This window comes from Sorangium sp. So ce836, assembly GCF_028553905.1.
Taxonomy (GTDB): Bacteria; Myxococcota_A; Polyangia; order Polyangiales; family Polyangiaceae; genus Sorangium; species Sorangium cellulosum_D.
Map to the genome: position 1 here is coordinate 247,648 of NZ_CP102233.1, position 15,501 is coordinate 263,148.

Here is a 15,501-nt window from a genome sequence, read left to right on the forward strand (position 1 = left end):
ACGCGATGAAACGACAAGAGCTCCGCGCACAGCGGCGCCACAACGGCCAGTGCGCCGACTGCGGCGCCCGCTGGAAGGCAACGTATCGCTGCCCGCCTTGCGAACAGAAGAAGGAGCAAGCTCGCGCTCGGTACCGAGCCAAGCGAGGGATCCCGGAGTCATCGACCGAGCCGCTCACGTTCGACGACTTCGAACGTATCGAGCGGGCACGGGGGCGGCTGTGATCACGCTGCGGCCCTACCAGACGAAGGCGATTGACGATGTTTTCGGGCGATGGCTACGCGCTGTGCTGCGCGTGCTGCTCGTGCTTCCGACCGGCGGGGGAAAGACCCTCATCTCGGCCGCGTTGATCCTGCGCCTGTTGAAGATGGGGCGGCGGGTAATCTTCTTCGCCCACCGCCGCGAGCTCATCAAGCAGACGTTCGCAAAGCTCGTGCGCCTCGGGATCCCGCCCGAGCTCGTCGGCATCGTGATGGCAGGCGTCGAAGGGCGCTGCGTCGACAGCATCGCGCCGAGGCCGGAGGCGCTCTCCGACGATGCGCTGTGGCGTCTGTGGGCGCGACGGCGCCCGCAGGCGCCTGTCAAGGTCGCCTCGATCGACACCTTCCGGAACCACGCGCGCCCCGAGGCCGAGGTGATCATCGTGGACGAGGCCCACCGCGCGCTCGCGAAGAGCTACGTCGACGTGCAGCGGGCCTACCCAGCGGCCTGGCATCTCGGGCTAACGGCGACGCCGTTTCGCGCCGACGGAAAGGGGCTCGGGGATGCATACGACGACCTCATCGTTGCTGCGACGTTCGCGGAGCTCGTCGAGCAAGGCTTCCTCGTGGCCCCCTCGTGCTGGGGCTCCAAGCTCAAGGCGAACCTGAAGGGCGTGAAGCGCACGAGGGGCGACTACAACGCCGACGAGCTCGCGCGCGCCGTCAACAGATCGGAGCTGATCGGCGACATCGTGGACCACTACGTGCGCCGGGGGAACGACGCGCCGGCGTTCTGCTTCGCGGTCAACGTGGAGCACTCCCGCACGCTCGCCGCGCGGTTCATCGAGGCCGGCATCGCCGCGCGGCACGTTGACGGCAACACGGAGACCAGCGAGCGCGACGACGCAACCGCGGCGCTCCGGGACGGTCGGGTCCGAGTCCTCTGCAACTGCAACGTGTTCACCGAGGGCACGGACGTGCCCCAGGTCAAGACGATCATCCTTGCGCGCCCGACGCTATCGGAAGGGCTCTACCTCCAGCAGGCCGGACGCGGCGCGCGCCCTCACCCCGGCTCGCCGCCCTTCGTGCTGCTCGATCACGCGGGCTGCGTGACGGAGTTCGGGGCACCCCAAGAGCCGCGCGAGTACACGCTCGAGGGCCGCAGGAAGCGCGACAAGACCACCGTCACGCTACCGCCGCGGAAGGAATGTCCGACGTGCTACGCGCTCGTGCCGAGCGCGCAGCGCACGTGCCCCGGTTGCGGATACACATGGCCTGCTGCCGAGCTGGGCAAGGAGACGCCCAAGGAGAAGAACGGCGAGCTCGAGCTGCTCGTCGCCGGCGGCGCGGTGAATGGGCGTGCGCTGGCAGAGCTCACGCACGCGGAGATCAAGCGCCTGAAGGAATGGAGCGCTCTGGTGGAGAAGTGGCGCGTCGAGAACAGGGAGCGTGACGCAAACGGAGAGCCACTGCGTGAGCACGGCTGGATCCTCTACCAATGGCGGAGGACGACCGGTCTCGACCGCGCTCCGAAAGGCTCAAAGATTCCGAAGCTCACGCCGGAGGAGAAGGCACGTAGCGAGGAACGGCGCACGGCGAGGCGCCGGCAGCCCGTTGTCGCGGACGTGCACGTTGCTCACTCGTCGCTGCTTCCGGCGCACGGCCCTCTGGAGACCTGGGAGCTGTGACTGGGCTTGAGTTCATCGCTGCCGGTGTGGCCTTCGAGCGCGACGGCGACGGCCTTCATGTGAAGGGGCCAGCCGGTCGAGCCGACCTGCTCGACCAGCTCCGCTTCGAGATCGCAACGCGCATCGAGCTGGTCCAGGGAGACCGGATCCGATGGGTCCGGAAGCCCCACTGCTGCGACGTGTGCGGCGATCAGATAGGGCATGATCTCAAGGGGTGCTGCGTGCTTTGTGGCATGACGAGCCCGACGACGGGGAAACGGCTTTGCCGCTTCACATTCGGCGGCATGTGCGATCTGTGCGCGCTCGCGCGACAGAAGGTGTTGCGGGCCGGGAGGGGAGATGATCCCTGAGGGCATCTTTCAGCGCGCCCTGGAGATCGCGCTCAACGCCCCCGAGCGCCTGACGCGCGTGCGCCGGATGAACTCGGGCACCGCGGTCATCGATGGGCCGCGTGGTCGCCGGGTCATGCGCGGCGCGGCCGCTGGGACGGGCGATCTCGTGGGCTACGTCGCCCCGGATGGTCTGCATCTGGAGGTCGAGGCCAAGGCGGCACGCGGGCGCCCTTCGGCGGCGCAGCAACGGCGCGCGGCGGCGCTCGCTCGGGCCGGCGCGGTCTACGTCCTCGTCCACGGACCGGAGCGCGAGGACGATCTCGAGGCCGCCGTCGAGTGCGCCGTGGAGCTGGTCGACGCAGCGATCGCGGCGCGAAGGCAGCGACCATGAGCCGGATCGCCATCGCCTGCCCGCTGTGCGGACTGGCGCTGGCAGAACTCGAGCCGCCCGCGGGGCCGGCACGCTGCGCCGAGATCGTCACGTGGAGCCCCGCCGGCGAGGTTGGTGCTCGTTGGCTCCGGTGCGGCACCGCCGTGGCGCCCTGTGCATGGTGCGGGCTTCGTAGGCGCTCAAGCGGCGGGGCCTGCTCGACACGCCTGGAGCTCTCCGCGCCCGCTCAGGGGGTCTGAGTGCCCCTCGTCGCGGTCGCCCCCACGCGGCACGCGTACGGCGTCGAGTGCGACGCCGACGACTGGCGGGCGCCTCGGGGAAGCGCCGCCAACTGCCGCGAGCACCGCAACGGAAGCGTCGGCGTCGAGGCGGCCTACCGCGTCATGGACCTCGGTAACGCGCTCGTGGAGACGTACAACACCGACGCGCATCTCGTCCCTTACGTGCTCCGCGACGAGCACGGTGCACCGCTCGTCAGGCAGCCCCGGGTGAACAAGGCCGGCTTGGACTTCGTTCGCCGGCTTGGCTTCACGCTAGCGCTCGAGGCGCTCCTCGCCGACGTGGACAACCCGGGACACTGCGAGTGGACGCCGGAGCTCCTCGCGCTCGCCGCGGAGCAGGACGAACGGCTCGAAACTGCGGGGGTCTACTACACGGCGCACGGCCGCCGGATCGTCCAGCCTCTGGCGCGCCCCGTCCCGATCGACCAAGCCGAGGGCGTCCTCGCCGCGTGGCTCGGGCAGCTCGAACGCCTTGGGCTTCATCCCGACCCGGCCTGCCGCGACTGGACACGGCACTTTCGCCTGCCGCACGTGCGGCGCGGGAAACGCGACTACCGCTCGCCGATCGTGCACCTGGAGCGCATGCGCCCGGTTGCGCCCCCCGCGCCGGACTGGACCCGCGCCCGGGGTCGTCGGCGGAGCACCGGTGCCCTCGGCCCGTCCGGCGACGTCGACGGCTCGCCGCTCGCACGCGCCTTCGAGGCGACGGGGTGGCTTGGGCCATCTCTGGGCGCCGGCAAGCGCGCCGTGCTCTGCCCCTGGCGCACGGAGCACACCGTCGGGCGGGACTTCGATTCCAGCACCGTGCTCTTCGGACCAGGCCCGGGCCGGCCGCTCGGATGGTGGCATTGCTCGCACGGGCATTGCGCTGGGCGCACGCAGGCCGACGTGCTGCGCGCTTTGCCTCCCGCTGCGCGGGCGCTCCTGCGAGCGAGCTCGTCGCCGGTCGGACTGCGGCGCGAAATCGTCCCGGCCGACGAGGCACGCCGGCGGCTCGAGGGTGCCTTCCAGAAAGCGCCCGACGGGCTTTCGGTCGTCGTGGCCGGCTGCGGCACCGGCAAGACCGAGGCGGCGATCGTCGTCGCCTGCGAGCGCGCCAGAAAGGCCTACGCGTCCCAGGCTGTGCAGGGCAAGCGCGCCCCGGCGCACAGCAAGACGGCGATCTCCGTCCCGACGCAGCGGCTCGCCATCGAGGTCGCGGGCCGGCTCCAGGCGCGAGGCGTCGCAGTCCGGCGCCTCTTCGGGCCGCTCTCCGTCCGGCGTGAGGACGGCAGCCCGGAGTGCCGCTTCCACGACCAGGGCGTTGCGCTCGCCCGCGGTGGTCAGTCGATCCCCTGGGAGCTCTGCGAGGGACGGGGGCGTGAGCCCTGCGAGTTCGCCTCGGCGTGCCGTGCCCGCGGCGGCGTCGAGGGACCGGACGATGCCCGGGTGATCGTCGGTCCCCATGCGTTGCTCGGGCAGCTCTCGGCGGCCGCCGGGGCAACCGGCGAGCTCGTCATCGACGAACCACCCGCGGTGCTCGTCCATGAGGTCCTCACGGTCGAGGAGTTCTTCGCGGCCGAGCGCGGGCTCGGCGCCTTCGAGGCGCGCTATGCAGCGGCGATGCGCGTCTCGCTGCGCGCCGTTGCGGCGTGGATCGACGCGGGGCCCCTGGACCAGCCCGGGCCGCTCGCGCGCGCTGTCGAGCGCGTCGACCAGGACCTGTTGACCGACGCCTACGAGGCGACCGGAGCGACGGACGCGTTAGAAGCGGCGCGCGCGGCGTTCGACGAGGGTCACCGGGGCACCGCTCCGCCTGTGCGACGGGCGCATGTCTTCGCGGCTCGACGGAGCCTGGCCCTCGCCCAGCAGATCGGGGCAGCGTCGCGCGTGCTCCGCCTGGTCTGGCTCGGCCTGACATCCGAACCGAAGCAGGTGATCGCACGCCTGGAGCAGCGCCGCGACCGCCGCGTGCTCGTCCTGACGCTGCCCGACGTCCAGCTCCTCGAGGCGCTCCGCCGGTCCGGCGCCGTCGTGATCGCGGATGCGAACGCTCGGCTGCACCTCCCGATCTACGAGCACGTTGTCGGGTACAGGCCGCCAGTCACCGAAGCGCATGCACAGGATGGTGCTCCCGTCCGCCGCGAGATGCTGCGCACGCGCGCCACCCGGAACGCCTGGGCTCCACGTGGTCGCATCGAGGGCGGGGCAAGCCTGGTGCGTGCCGTCCGCGCCGTTGTCCGTTGGGTTCTGCGGGACGAGTCCACCCGCCGCGTCGCGCTCGTGACCCTGCGGCTCGTGGAGCTCGTGTTGCGGGCCGCCCTCGGGCAGGACGTGTCGCAGCGGTGGGTCGAGGCAGGGCAGAGCCGCCCCGAGCTCGATGCGCTTCGCGATGCACTCGGGGCGGAGCTGGCCCGGTTGCCGGAGTCGCCCGACCTCGGGCACTACGGCGCGATCGAGGGGCTCGATCACTGGCGCGACCACGACGCGCTCGTGACGCTCGGGGATCCGTGGCCGCAGCTCACGGATGCCCGGTGGGAGGCCGAGTTCCTGGGGCTGCCGGACTGGGACGCTCGATACGAGGCGCTCTGCGCGGCGGAGCTGGAGCAGGCGCACGGCCGTCTCCGGACGGTCCACCGGACGCGCCCAGCGCGGGCCCTCCACGTGGGGTCGGTGGTTCCGAGCGGCTGGCAGGACTTCACCATCGTCGAGGATGCCGGAGGCCGGCCGACGAACGAGCGCGGCGTTTCCGTCGAGGAGCTGCGCCGCCTGGTCCAGGAGGCCGGCGGCCGGAACTCCGCGGCCAAGGCACTCGACATCGGGCGGGCCACCCTGACCGACTACCTGACCGGCAAGCGCGGCGCCCCGGGCGCGCTCGTGGCCGAGCTCCGGAAGCTCGCCGCCGACATCGGCCGCCCGCTGCCCAGCGTGGTCGGGAAACCTCCTGGATCATAGATCATGATCCAGGAGGTTTTCCGACCACCTACGCAACCAGGCTGCACGGTTGCAGCATTCCTGGATGGGTTCGGCCCCAGGGGGTTTTCCGACCATCTGCGGCCAGCTCGCTGTCCGATCGGACATTTCGGTGCCCGGTTCCGGGCCGGTCGGCTCCAGGGGGTTTTCCGACCACCCCTCGGCCGGCGGGGCGCGCCCCGGCTCCCCGGCCGCGGAGGCGACGCCCCGTCCCGCCTCGCAGGGCCGCCGTCCTGAGTCTGGCGAGGGCGCCGACGGCTCTGGTCGTCCGGCAGGAGAGCGGCCTTTCCTCGGGGCTGCTGGACGCGCTCTCGCCGGGGGCGGAGTCCGGGCGTGGCCGATCTCGTCTGGCCGCGATCCCCAAGCGCGCCCCTGCGCTCCGGCTGACGCCGCCTTGAGCGCGAGGGGCGCGGGCATCGCTCCAGCAGCCCGGCGCGACGACCTCCGCGATAGTGGACGGAGGGCCGGGCGTGCTGCGATCTTGGCAAGCCGTGGGAACTCGGCGCACCAACGGCGGGGGTAAGCGGCTGGTAAGCGTGCAGGATCTGTTCACGCGCCAGGCAGCGGGAGAATGGGCGTTTCCGGGCGTGGACCTCTTCGGCGCGGACCTCTCCGGCGCGGACCTCTCCGGCATGGCCCTCTCCGGCGCGAACCTCCGCGGCGCGAATCTCACGAGCGCGAACCTCACCAGGGCGGACCTCTCCGGTGTGGACCTCTCCGGCGCGAACCTCCACGGCGCGCACCTCACCGGCGCGAATCTCACCAGCGCGAACCTCCGCGGCGCGAACGTCTGCGGTGCGGACCTTCGCGGCGCGAACCTCACCAGCGCGAAACTCCGCGGCGCGAACCTCACTGAGGCGAACCTCACTGAGGCGAACCTCACCGACGCGAACCTCACCGAGGCGAATTTCTCCGACGCGGACCTCTCCGGCGCGAAGCTCACCGGCGCGATCGTCTTCAAAGGGAACCTCACCGAGGCGAACCTCACCGAGGCGAATCTCTCCGACGCGGACCTCTCCGGCGCGATCTTCACGAGCGCAATCCTCAGCACGGCGAAGTTTTGCGATGCGATCCTTTTCGACACGCTGTTACTGGACGTGGACCTCACTCAGCTATCTGCTGCCGCCCCATCAGTTCGCCATGAAGGCCCGAGCCATGTCGACTATAAAAGCATCCTCCGCTCTATCCGCGTACCGAATCTCAAGGACTTCCTGGTCCGCACTGGCATGCCGGAGGTCTTTGTTGAATACGATGTAGCCTGTGCCCTCGCTATAAAGACGGACATGTTCAAGATACTTCAATCCACCTTCATCAGTTACGGCGCACCGGACGAACCCTTTGCACGGAAGCTCTACGAAGCTCTGCATCGCAATGGGGTAACGACCTTCTTCTTCCCCGAGCACGCGGAACCCGGGGAGAAGCTCCACCGCACGATGCGGAAGGGCGTGAACGAGTACGACCGCGTGATCCTCATCTGCTCCCGCAGCTCGCTCGACCGCAAGGGCGTGCTGAACGAGCTCGAGGAGATCCTCACCCGAGAGGCGCGAGACGGGGGCGCCTCGTACCTCATCCCGATCCGGCTCGACGACTACGTGTTCACCGGCTGGAAGCCGCCGAACGCGGACGTCGCCCAGGCCGTGCGCGACCGCGTGGTGGCCGACTTCGAGGGGGCCGAGACGGACGACGCGAAGTTCCAGGCCGGCCTGCAGAAGCTCATCCGGGCTCTCAGGAAGAAGACCGTCGAGGGCGCGGACGTCGGGAAGGGGTAGCGGCGCCTACGCGGACGTTACTGCTGAGCGCGCCTACGCCCGCCCGTGGCGGCAGGGGCGATCTCCCGGTGCCCTGTGCTCGTCCCGAGCAGGGTCCGAACCTCGGGCGCGCTCGATCTATTTCGCGGTGCTCGGGCCTCGACGAGCATACTCAGCGGCCCGGCGCGACGATCTCTGCGCTGTGGACAAGGGCCAGGCGTTCGGCGATCCTGGCGCGCTGTGGGGACGCAGCGCAGCATAACGTTGGGGCCGCCGGTCGCGAGCGTGGAGCAGCTACTCTTGCGCTACGAGGCAGGTGAAAGGTTTTTCTACCCCGCAAACCTCCAGGAGGGGGACCTCCAAGAGGCGCACTTCCAGGGCGCGAACCTCCAAGGTAAGCGGCTCGAGGACCTCAACTTCCAGAAGGCAAACCTCCAGGGCGCGAACCTATCGCGCGCGAACCTCTGCAGGGCGGCCCTCAATCACTCCAGCCTTCACGGCGCGGACCTCCGGGGCGCGTTGCTTCTGGGCATCGGACTGTGGGACGCGAACCTTCAGGGAGCGAACCTTCAAGGAGCGGACCTTCGGTATGCGCGCCTACAGCGCGCGAATTTCCAGGACGCGGATCTGTCTAGCGCGCAGCTCCAGAGCGCGAACCTCCAGGGCGCGAACCTCCGGGGCGCGAAATTCCTCGGCACGAACCTCGAGGACGCAAATCTACAGGGGGCAGACCTCCGAGGAGCGGACCTTCGGCACGCGCGCCTACATGGCACGTTGCTGCTGAATGTCGATCTCACCGCGCTATGCACTGCCGACCCACCAGCCGGTCATAGTGGTCCAAGTTACGTCGATCACAAGGCCATCCTTCGCTCTCTCCGCGCGCCGAACCTCAAAGAATTCCTAACCAGAACGGGAATGCCGGAGGTCTTCGTCGAGTACATGGTTGACTGTGCCCTCTCGCTCAAGACGGACGTGTTCAAGATGCTACAATCCACCTTTATTAGCTACGGTGCACCGGACGAACGTTTTGCGCGCAAGCTCTACGAGGCACTACACCGCAACGGGGTCACGACGTTCTTCTTCCCCGAGCACGCGGAGCCAGGAGAGAAACTCCACCGCATGATGCGAGAGGGCGTGAACGAGCACGACCGCGTGATCCTCATCTGCTCGAAGGATTCGCTCGACCGCAAGGGCGTGCTGAACGAGCTTGAGGAGATCCTCACCCGTGAGGCGCGGGATGGCGGCGCCTCGTACCTGATCCCGATCCGGCTTGACGACTACGTGTTCACCGGTTGGAAGCCGAAGAACGCAGACGTCGCCCAGGCCGTGCGCGACCGCGTCGTGGCAGACTTCGAAGGAGCAAACGAGGACGAGGCGAAGTTCCAGGCCGGGCTGCAGAAGCTCATCCGGGCTCTCAGGAAGAAGACGATCGAGCCGGGGGACATCGAGAATGGATAGCAGCGGCGGAACCGGTCCAGCGCCGAGAGTGGCGGGGGCGACGTCCGGTCGTCCAGTGGTCGGTCCTAAACGGGTCGGACGCTCAGGCGCGAGCGTCGAGGGACTGATGGAATGGGTTCTCGCGGACTGGTCCGATGGTAACGCGTACGCGGGGGGCAGCCCTCCCGACGGCCTGCGCGGTAGGGCAGGACGCATGCCAGCCGCTTGGGGATGCTGACGTCCCGAGCTCGACCCTGGGGGACGCCGCGCTCCGCAAGCTCGGCCCTGAGGGGACGCCGCGCTCCGCGGCCTCGACCCTGGGGGCGCCGAGCTCCGCGGTCTCGAACACGATGAGGCGATGCTTCCGGCAAGGGCGGTCAGTCTCCGTATTGCCTGACGATCGGGATTAAGAGCGCCAATATACTCACAACGTCGGCCACTTTACTGATCACCGCCGCCGTCTCGGGCGAGTCCACGACAAAGCCGGAAGCGACAGCAACAAGTAGCACCACAACTACAAGGACCAGGTAGAATTGCCCACCAATCGTCCATCTACGAATTCTCTGAACGGCCGCCGACACAGGATCGCTCTCGGTCAAGTTCCGGTACGTATAGTCGTCACCCGAGAGCGCGTGATAGAGATCCTGCTGATCGTAAACAGGCCTCTTTCTCAGCTCAAACGAGTAGATTTCGCTACTATGCAGAGCCACGAGCGTCAGCACGACGTCCACCAGCAGATTATTCTTCAGCGCAGTAACGTCAAACACGCAGCCCGCCTTCGCTCGAGCACGCAACTCCTCGCGAAGATCCGACAGCTTTATCGTGGCCGCAGCAGTAGCCGTCTCGACAACACCAAACGCCCTATCGTACGACTTTCTCGTGTCGGCAACAAGCAAACTTTGCACCTCCTGACCACTTCTGTCGTTGTGCTTTAGGTAGTGCCCGTCTCTTAGGGAGCGAAGCTGTCCCGTAACACGGCGCAAGACATCAGAAAGGTACCCAGCGTCTCCAATCTCCCCTACGTAGCCGTGTTCGGCAATTCGGACCATTTCAATTCGTCCGATGCGAAGACGCTCAACTGCGTAAGTTATGCAATTGACGTAAGGATCTGCCCTGTCCGATGTAACAAAGACGACCAGTGTTTTGGCCTTGCCAGGAGCTCTCACCGTGCTTCCTCAAAGCTGACGCGATCCTTCCCAAGGAGTTTCGCGCGACGGAGTGCCAACGTGGCCGAACGCGGATCCGAGCCGACGCCTACGCTCAGGCTACAGCCGGTCCGAACTTTGAAGGACGTTCTGAGGTCCTCGAGCAGGCGATCGCCAAGCGAGTCCCGTGGCACACACGCAAGCACCTCGTCACCCGCAGCGAAGAGAACCTCTGCCCCTTGCCATGAACGAATCGTGCGAGCTAGCTCCTCCACGGCCTCTTGAAGGAGGTGGCTCAGCTGGGACGCCTGCACCGCTTCGTTGTCCAGCAGCGCAAGCTCTAGCCGGTCGCCTACGCCGTCGCCGTCAGCGCGCAGCCACAGCATCACATCGGAGGTGCGTTCACTATGATTCACCATCGGCTCGCCATACTACCGAACGGGGGGGCTGACGGCAACGCTGCTGCCCCCGCCGACCTCCGTAGGCTCGACTTGGCCGGCGCCAAGCTCCGCGAGTTCGACCAAGCCGAGCCCGAGTTCCGCGAGCTGGACCTGGCGGACGGCAAGCTCCGCGAGCTCGACCTGTGGGACGCCGGGCTCCGCGAGCTCGACCTGGCGGAGTATCCGTTCGGCGACCAGCATGCTGTCCAGGAGCGCCTGCGCTGCGTAGAGATCCGCGCCGGAGGTGTGGATGGACGAGAGCACACGCATCTGGCGCGACCGCGTGGCGCGCTGGCACAAGAGCGGGCACTCCGCCCGGGTGTTCGCGGAGCAGGAGGGGGTCAACGCCGGTACGCTGTACTCCTGGAGCCGCCGACTGGGGATGAAGCGGAGCGCGTACCGGCAGAGCTCGGAGAAGGCGACGGTGCCCGCGTTGCTCCCGGTGGTGGTCGCCGCATCGGGCGCGACGGCGCCCTCGCCGGGCGCGGCGCTGGAGATCGTCCTTCCGGACGGTGCGGTCGTGCGCGTACCACCTACGTTCGACGAGGACACGCTGGCGCGCGTCGTTCGTGCGCTCGGGGGCATGCGATGATCCCGGGTCGTGTCTCGATCTACGTCGCCACCGAGCCGCTCGATCTGCGTCGGTCCTTTGATGGTCTCGCCGCCGTCGTGCGCGAGGTGCTGCGGCAGGATCCCCTCTCCGGAGCGCTGTTCCTCTTTTTCAACCGGGCAGCCGACCGCTGCAAGGCCCTGTGGTGGGACCGCAGCGGATATTGCTTGCTCTACAACTGTCAGTGATCCTCGCGTCCCGCGTCCGATCGGTGAAGACCGCGGCCACGTGATCGCCGGCGTTCACCGTTCACCGCCGACCCCCGCGCCGATCTGGGCCGCGTTCGCCTCCGCGGCGTAGACGTTGCGCCCGCCGAAAAGTTGAAGGCCCGAGGGCTGCCACCCTCGAGCCTTCTGGAGCTCCGCCTTCGGAGTCCCCCTCCTTCACCACAAGCCGGGCTCCAGGTCCAGAAAGCGGGTATCCGTGCTGTAGACCCCATTCTCGCGGGGTGCGGGCAGGCGCCGTAGATTCGCGGTGCGATGCGAGAGCGAGAGCGGCCTACGGAAAAGCGTGGCGGTGACCGGCAGCGAGCGGAAGGCCCGATGGCCCCCGGCGCCGCGGCCAGCGTGGTCGTCCGCCGGCGCACGACGAAGCCGAGAGCGGCCGATGCTGCTCCGGAGCCGGCGTTGCCGAGAAGGTGCCGGACGCCACGCGCCGACAGGGCGAGCGTCGTCGACGAGGTCGCGCCAGCACGCCCAGGCCGGCGAGCAGCACGCCCGGCGGCCGGCAAGGAGGCGGCGGTGGCCGACGAGGGGGAGCCGCGATCAGCTGGGCGTCGCAGCCGGCGCGCGGGGCCACGGACTGGCCGCGAGCCGCTGCCGAGCATCGGCGTGCTCGAGGGTCTGCTTCCAGGACTTGGGAGCGAGCTCAATGAAACGCTCGGGCGGCCAAGTGGGCAGCAGGATGAGCACGTCGCGCAAGTAAGCCCAGGGCTCGATGCCGTGCAGCGCACAGGAGGCGATGAGCGAGACGATGGTGGCGTTCCACTCGGCGCCGTCGTTGCTGCCGACGAAAATCCAGTTCTTTCTGCCGACGGCCTCTCTGCGAAGCTCGAGCTCGCTCCGGTTGTTGTCCAGACGGAGCCGACCATCGTCGAGGAAGCGGGTGAGCGCGGCCCACTGGTTGAGCGCGTAGCCGACGGCGATGGCGATGGGGCTCTTCGGCAGCACGAGCAGGTCCTGCGCCTGCAGCCACCCGCGGAACGCATCGAGCACGGGCTCGGCGGCCTTCCGACGCTGCTCCGTTCGACGGCTCGGAGGCTGTTCCTTGGTCGCCTTGTCGATGGTGTAGAGCTGGTGAATGAAGCCGATGGCCGTCGTCGCCCGCTCCCGGTCGGAGCTCATCGCCTCGAAGAAGTGCCTGCGGCAATGAGCCCAGCAACCGACCTCGGTCACCTGCTCGGTGCGGAAGAGCAAATCGTACACATTCGATGCGTCCGCCTGGACATAGCCCTTGTAGCCGCGCAGGAACGCTTTGGGACCACCCTGATTGTGGTGCGGCGTGAAGCGGAACAGGACGTGATCTCGGTCCGCCACCAGGACCCAGAAGTGGCCCCGCCGGCACTTGTCCTTCGCCTGAACGAGCACGCCCGTGGCATCGATGGCGATGCAATGCGCGCTCAGGGCGTCGTCGGCCATGGCCGCGACGATGAGCTTGAGCTTGTCGGCGCACGAGGCGACCCAGCCGCACAGCGTCGAGCGCGAGAGGTGAAGGCCCCACCGCTCGAACATCTTCTCCAGCCGGTGAAGCGGCAGGTGGTCGGCGTACTTGCTCACGAGCACGTGGGCGAGCAAGCCCGGGCCGGCGAGACAGCGTGGGATAGGGCTGTCGGGAACGTCTGCGATGGTGATGCCTTGCTCGGGCTCGCCCTTGACCGCGAACTTCGGCCTGACGATCTGCAGCCGTACGAAGCTCGCGGGCCGCCACTCCAGCGTCTCCGACACCTCCTCGCCGATGCGGACAAGTGCGGTTGCGCGCTCATCCTGCACCTCCGGCGGCAACAGCTCGATGCGCTCGACCGGCAGATGCTCGGGCAGCTTTTGCCGTCCGTGCGGGCGGACGATGCGCCCCTTGTCGCCGCCTCCGGATGAGCCGCTTGGTGCTGCGCCACCGCCCTGCGGCGAGCTGGCTGGGCCCGCGTCGGGCGGCGCACCTGCGCCCGCGAGCATCTGTAGGATCGCGTCGAAGGCGAGCTGCATCTGCCCGGGGTCGACGTGCTCGGCCTTCTGGCCGAAGATGTGTCGGCGAAGCCGCTCCAGCTCGATACTGGCGAGCTCGTAGAGCTTACGGTACTCGTCCCGCTCGTGGGCGGCGCGCGCGAGCTTGTCCTTCAGCTCGTGGATCTGCTCTTCGACCGACATGCTCACGACGCGGTGATACCTTGTGGATCGCCGCTTTTTGAAGGGGTTGTTGCAGGAAAATGATGGGCTCTGGCGGGAATGCGGCGATGGGCGCTGCGCGTGAGAGCGCGAGGCTGTCGTGTCCGATCAGGGGGCCGGAGGCGATGAAGCCGCGGCGAGGCGAACCTCTCGCCGCAGCTTCGAAGGTGGAAGGGCGATGCCTTCGAGGATCTTCGCCAGCTCCGCCGCGTCGATGACGACGCTCGTGGCTCCCGGCGTGACCGCACGCGGAGCGCGAAACGTCCCGCGCTCCAGCCTTTTGTAGAGAAGGCAGTATCCGCTGCGGTCCCACCACAGGGCCTTCACACGGTCGGCTGCCCGGTTGAAAAAGAGGAACAACGCTCCGGAGAGCGGGTCCTGCCGCAGCACCTCGCGCACGACGGCAGCAAGACCATCGAAGGACCGGCGCAAGTCGAGCGGCTCGGTGGCCACGTAGATTGCGACGCGGCCCGGGATCATCGTGCCCCCCCGAGCGCACGAACAACGCGTGCCAGCGTGTCCTCGTCAAACGACGGCGGGACTCGGATGACCGCACCATCCGGAAAGACGATCTCCAGCGCCGCGCTCGACGAGGGCGTCCTGGCTCCTGCCGGGGCGACGACCACGGGCAGCAGCGCGGGCAGCGCCGCCTTCTCCGAGCGCTGCCGGTACTCGCTCCGCTTCATGCCCAGCCGGCGGCTCCAGGAGTACAGCGTGCCGGCGTTGACCCCCTCCTGCTCCGCGAACACGCGGGCGGAGTGCCCGCTCTTGTGCCAGCGCGCCACGCGGTCGCGCCAGGTGCGTGTGCTCTCGTCCATCGACACCTCCAGCGCCGGTTTCTAAGCGGCGCAGAGGCTCGAAGACAGGATGGGGTCCGCAGAACGCGTACGAAAGCGGCGGCATGGAGCCCGTTGCCTTCGTCCGCCTACCGCCTCGCCCTCTGCACCCGCTGCCGCGTCCAGCTTCGACTCTGCCGGCGCTGCGACCGCGGCCAGCACCTCTGCATCGACTGCCGCCCGCTCCGGCGTCGTGAGTCGCTCCGCCGCGCCGCCGCCGCCTACCGCACCCGGCCTCGCGCTCGCCGCCTCCAAGCCGCTCGTCAGGCTCGGTACCGCGACCGGCAGCGGGACAAGTTCTCCGCGCAGAAAGTGACGCATCACATGGTGACGGAAGCCGCGGCCGCGTCGACGGCCCAGGTCGCGCCGGAGATCTCCTCCGGCCGAAAGGACAACGATGACGATCGAATCCAAGATGTCGGCCGCTGCTCGCTCTGCGGAGCGCGGCTCCCGCCCTAGGCCCTGCGCGAGCGACGTGCTCGGCCAGCTGTTCACCGACGCGCTCCCCGCGTCCCACGAGGGCCTGCGCCGTGACGGGAGGGGGCGGTGATCACCAAAGAGAAGGAGGCGGAGCTCCTGCGCCTCTACCACGGCGAGAAGTGGCCCATCGGCACCATCGCCGGCCAGCTCGGGTTGCACCACACCACCGTGCACATCTCATCCGCGCGCGGCGGGACGCCGCGGCGCCGTGCTCCGTCCGATCGTAGCTCCCGCAGTCTGCCCGGCACGGATGCTCAATGAACCCGAGGGGACAGGTTTGTACCAAATCCGACAGAAAACCGCTCTAGAGAACAAGTTGCTCTTGGAGCTACGGGAACGGATGGTCAAATTGCACGATAATCGACACCAGCGGAAACCGTTCCTGGAATTGCGCGATTACGCTCCCGCAGCTAGCGCACGGCTGAAGTTCGGTGAAGAGGTATACCACGCCCACTCTCTGCAGCATCGGTACTGCATCGAGTTGTCGCGCGAGCTCTGACAATGCCTTGTACTCGGCATCGGTATCCATCGACCGCTTCGTGCTAGAGCGCCGAACATGTTGAAAACCATCTAATTCCAATGG

16 protein-coding genes are annotated in these 15,501 nt (G+C 68.2%); 8 read left to right on the forward strand and 8 right to left on the reverse strand.

The genetic code is table 11. The annotated features are described in order from the left end of the window. The first annotated feature begins 220 nt into the window (after positions 1-220). On the forward strand, positions 221-1,888 hold the full coding sequence (locus tag NQZ70_RS00935; RefSeq protein ID WP_165373733.1) for a DEAD/DEAH box helicase: 1,668 nt from the start codon (positions 221-223) through the stop codon (positions 1,886-1,888). Here the strand turns inward: NQZ70_RS00935 and NQZ70_RS00940 are convergent. Continuing rightward, on the reverse strand, positions 1,837-2,091 hold the full coding sequence (locus NQZ70_RS00940) for a hypothetical protein (protein WP_129572527.1): 255 nt from the start codon (positions 2,089-2,091) through the stop codon (positions 1,837-1,839). The genes NQZ70_RS00935 and NQZ70_RS00940 overlap by 52 nt on opposite strands. 136 nt (positions 2,092-2,227) lie before the next feature. Here NQZ70_RS00940 and NQZ70_RS00945 point away from each other — a divergent pair, with 136 nt between their 5' ends. From NQZ70_RS00945 to NQZ70_RS00960, 4 genes are all read left to right on the forward strand, one after another. After that, positions 2,228-2,611, forward strand: coding sequence for a hypothetical protein (locus NQZ70_RS00945; protein WP_129572528.1), 384 nt, complete (start codon positions 2,228-2,230; stop codon positions 2,609-2,611). Between the two features lie 239 nt (positions 2,612-2,850). Continuing rightward, complete coding sequence (locus NQZ70_RS00950) at positions 2,851-5,826, forward strand: hypothetical protein (protein WP_129572529.1); 2,976 nt, start codon at positions 2,851-2,853, stop codon at positions 5,824-5,826. 554 nt (positions 5,827-6,380) lie between these two features. Then, the gene (locus tag NQZ70_RS00955; protein ID WP_129572530.1) at positions 6,381-7,613 is read left to right on the forward strand and encodes a toll/interleukin-1 receptor domain-containing protein; all 1,233 of its coding nucleotides are present in this window, start codon (positions 6,381-6,383) and stop codon (positions 7,611-7,613) included. A gap of 279 nt (positions 7,614-7,892) precedes the next feature. After that, positions 7,893-9,050, forward strand: a complete 1,158-nt coding sequence (locus NQZ70_RS00960; RefSeq protein WP_165373735.1) for a toll/interleukin-1 receptor domain-containing protein — start codon at positions 7,893-7,895, stop codon at positions 9,048-9,050. A gap of 356 nt (positions 9,051-9,406) precedes the next feature. Here NQZ70_RS00960 and NQZ70_RS00965 read toward each other — a convergent pair whose 3' ends face one another. Genes NQZ70_RS00965 through NQZ70_RS00975 form a run of 3 tightly spaced genes read right to left on the reverse strand, consistent with a single transcriptional unit; the run spans position 9,407 to position 10,878 of the window. Then, positions 9,407-10,195, reverse strand: a complete 789-nt coding sequence (locus tag NQZ70_RS00965; protein ID WP_129572532.1) for a hypothetical protein — start codon at positions 10,193-10,195, stop codon at positions 9,407-9,409. Continuing rightward, a complete protein-coding gene (locus tag NQZ70_RS00970) occupies positions 10,192-10,593 on the reverse strand; it encodes a mCpol domain-containing protein (RefSeq protein ID WP_129572533.1) in 402 nt (133 codons plus the stop codon). The genes NQZ70_RS00965 and NQZ70_RS00970 overlap by 4 nt, the downstream gene beginning before the upstream one ends. A 12-nt stretch (positions 10,594-10,605) precedes the next feature. Next, a complete protein-coding gene (locus NQZ70_RS00975; protein WP_165373736.1) occupies positions 10,606-10,878 on the reverse strand; it encodes a hypothetical protein in 273 nt (90 codons plus the stop codon). Between NQZ70_RS00975 and tnpA (NQZ70_RS00980) the strand changes: the two genes are divergently transcribed. Continuing rightward, the gene (gene tnpA / locus NQZ70_RS00980) at positions 10,865-11,206 is read left to right on the forward strand and encodes an IS66 family insertion sequence element accessory protein TnpA (RefSeq protein WP_129572535.1); all 342 of its coding nucleotides are present in this window, start codon (positions 10,865-10,867) and stop codon (positions 11,204-11,206) included. The genes NQZ70_RS00975 and tnpA (NQZ70_RS00980) overlap by 14 nt on opposite strands. Then, positions 11,203-11,412: an IS66 family insertion sequence element accessory protein TnpB gene (tnpB, locus tag NQZ70_RS00985; RefSeq protein ID WP_129572536.1), complete on the forward strand. Its 210-nt coding sequence runs from the start codon at positions 11,203-11,205 to the stop codon at positions 11,410-11,412. The genes tnpA (NQZ70_RS00980) and tnpB (NQZ70_RS00985) overlap by 4 nt, the downstream gene beginning before the upstream one ends. Positions 11,413-11,988: 576 nt before the next feature. On the opposite strand, the gene tnpC is transcribed toward tnpB (NQZ70_RS00985), so the two are convergent. From tnpC to tnpA (NQZ70_RS01000), 3 genes are all read right to left on the reverse strand, one after another. After that, complete coding sequence (gene tnpC / locus NQZ70_RS00990; protein WP_237245644.1) at positions 11,989-13,584, reverse strand: IS66 family transposase; 1,596 nt, start codon at positions 13,582-13,584, stop codon at positions 11,989-11,991. Positions 13,585-13,710: 126 nt separating this feature from the next. Beyond that, entirely contained in the window at positions 13,711-14,082 is a 372-nt protein-coding gene (gene tnpB, locus NQZ70_RS00995; protein ID WP_129572538.1) for an IS66 family insertion sequence element accessory protein TnpB, read from the reverse strand. Continuing rightward, the gene (gene tnpA, locus NQZ70_RS01000; protein WP_129572539.1) at positions 14,079-14,420 is read right to left on the reverse strand and encodes an IS66 family insertion sequence element accessory protein TnpA; all 342 of its coding nucleotides are present in this window, start codon (positions 14,418-14,420) and stop codon (positions 14,079-14,081) included. Before tnpA (NQZ70_RS01000) ends, tnpB (NQZ70_RS00995) begins: the two co-directional genes overlap by 4 nt. A 564-nt stretch (positions 14,421-14,984) precedes the next feature. Here tnpA (NQZ70_RS01000) and NQZ70_RS01005 point away from each other — a divergent pair. Continuing rightward, positions 14,985-15,179 (forward strand): hypothetical protein, encoded by a 195-nt coding sequence (locus tag NQZ70_RS01005; RefSeq protein ID WP_129572540.1) that lies wholly within the window; start codon positions 14,985-14,987, stop codon positions 15,177-15,179. A gap of 67 nt (positions 15,180-15,246) precedes the next feature. Here NQZ70_RS01005 and NQZ70_RS01010 read toward each other — a convergent pair whose 3' ends face one another. After that, positions 15,247-15,498 (reverse strand): deaminase domain-containing protein, encoded by a 252-nt coding sequence (locus NQZ70_RS01010; protein ID WP_257792761.1) that lies wholly within the window; start codon positions 15,496-15,498, stop codon positions 15,247-15,249. Positions 15,499-15,501 lie beyond the last annotated feature (3 nt).

Bases quoted from the DNA above. Each gene is read 5' to 3' on its own strand.
- tnpB (WP_129572538.1), bottom strand. From the start codon at position 14,082: ATGATCCCGGGCCGCGTCGCAATCTACGTGGCCACCGAGCCGCTCGAC.
- tnpA (WP_129572539.1), bottom strand. From the start codon at position 14,420: ATGGACGAGAGCACACGCACCTGGCGCGACCGCGTGGCGCGCTGGCAC.
- tnpC (WP_237245644.1), bottom strand. From the start codon at position 13,584: ATGTCGGTCGAAGAGCAGATCCACGAGCTGAAGGACAAGCTCGCGCGC.
- tnpA (WP_129572535.1), top strand. From the start codon at position 10,865: ATGGACGAGAGCACACGCATCTGGCGCGACCGCGTGGCGCGCTGGCAC.
- NQZ70_RS00970 (WP_129572533.1), bottom strand. From the start codon at position 10,593: ATGGTGAATCATAGTGAACGCACCTCCGATGTGATGCTGTGGCTGCGC.
- NQZ70_RS00940 (WP_129572527.1), bottom strand. From the start codon at position 2,091: ATGCCCTATCTGATCGCCGCACACGTCGCAGCAGTGGGGCTTCCGGAC.
- NQZ70_RS00945 (WP_129572528.1), top strand. From the start codon at position 2,228: ATGATCCCTGAGGGCATCTTTCAGCGCGCCCTGGAGATCGCGCTCAAC.
- tnpB (WP_129572536.1), top strand. From the start codon at position 11,203: ATGATCCCGGGTCGTGTCTCGATCTACGTCGCCACCGAGCCGCTCGAT.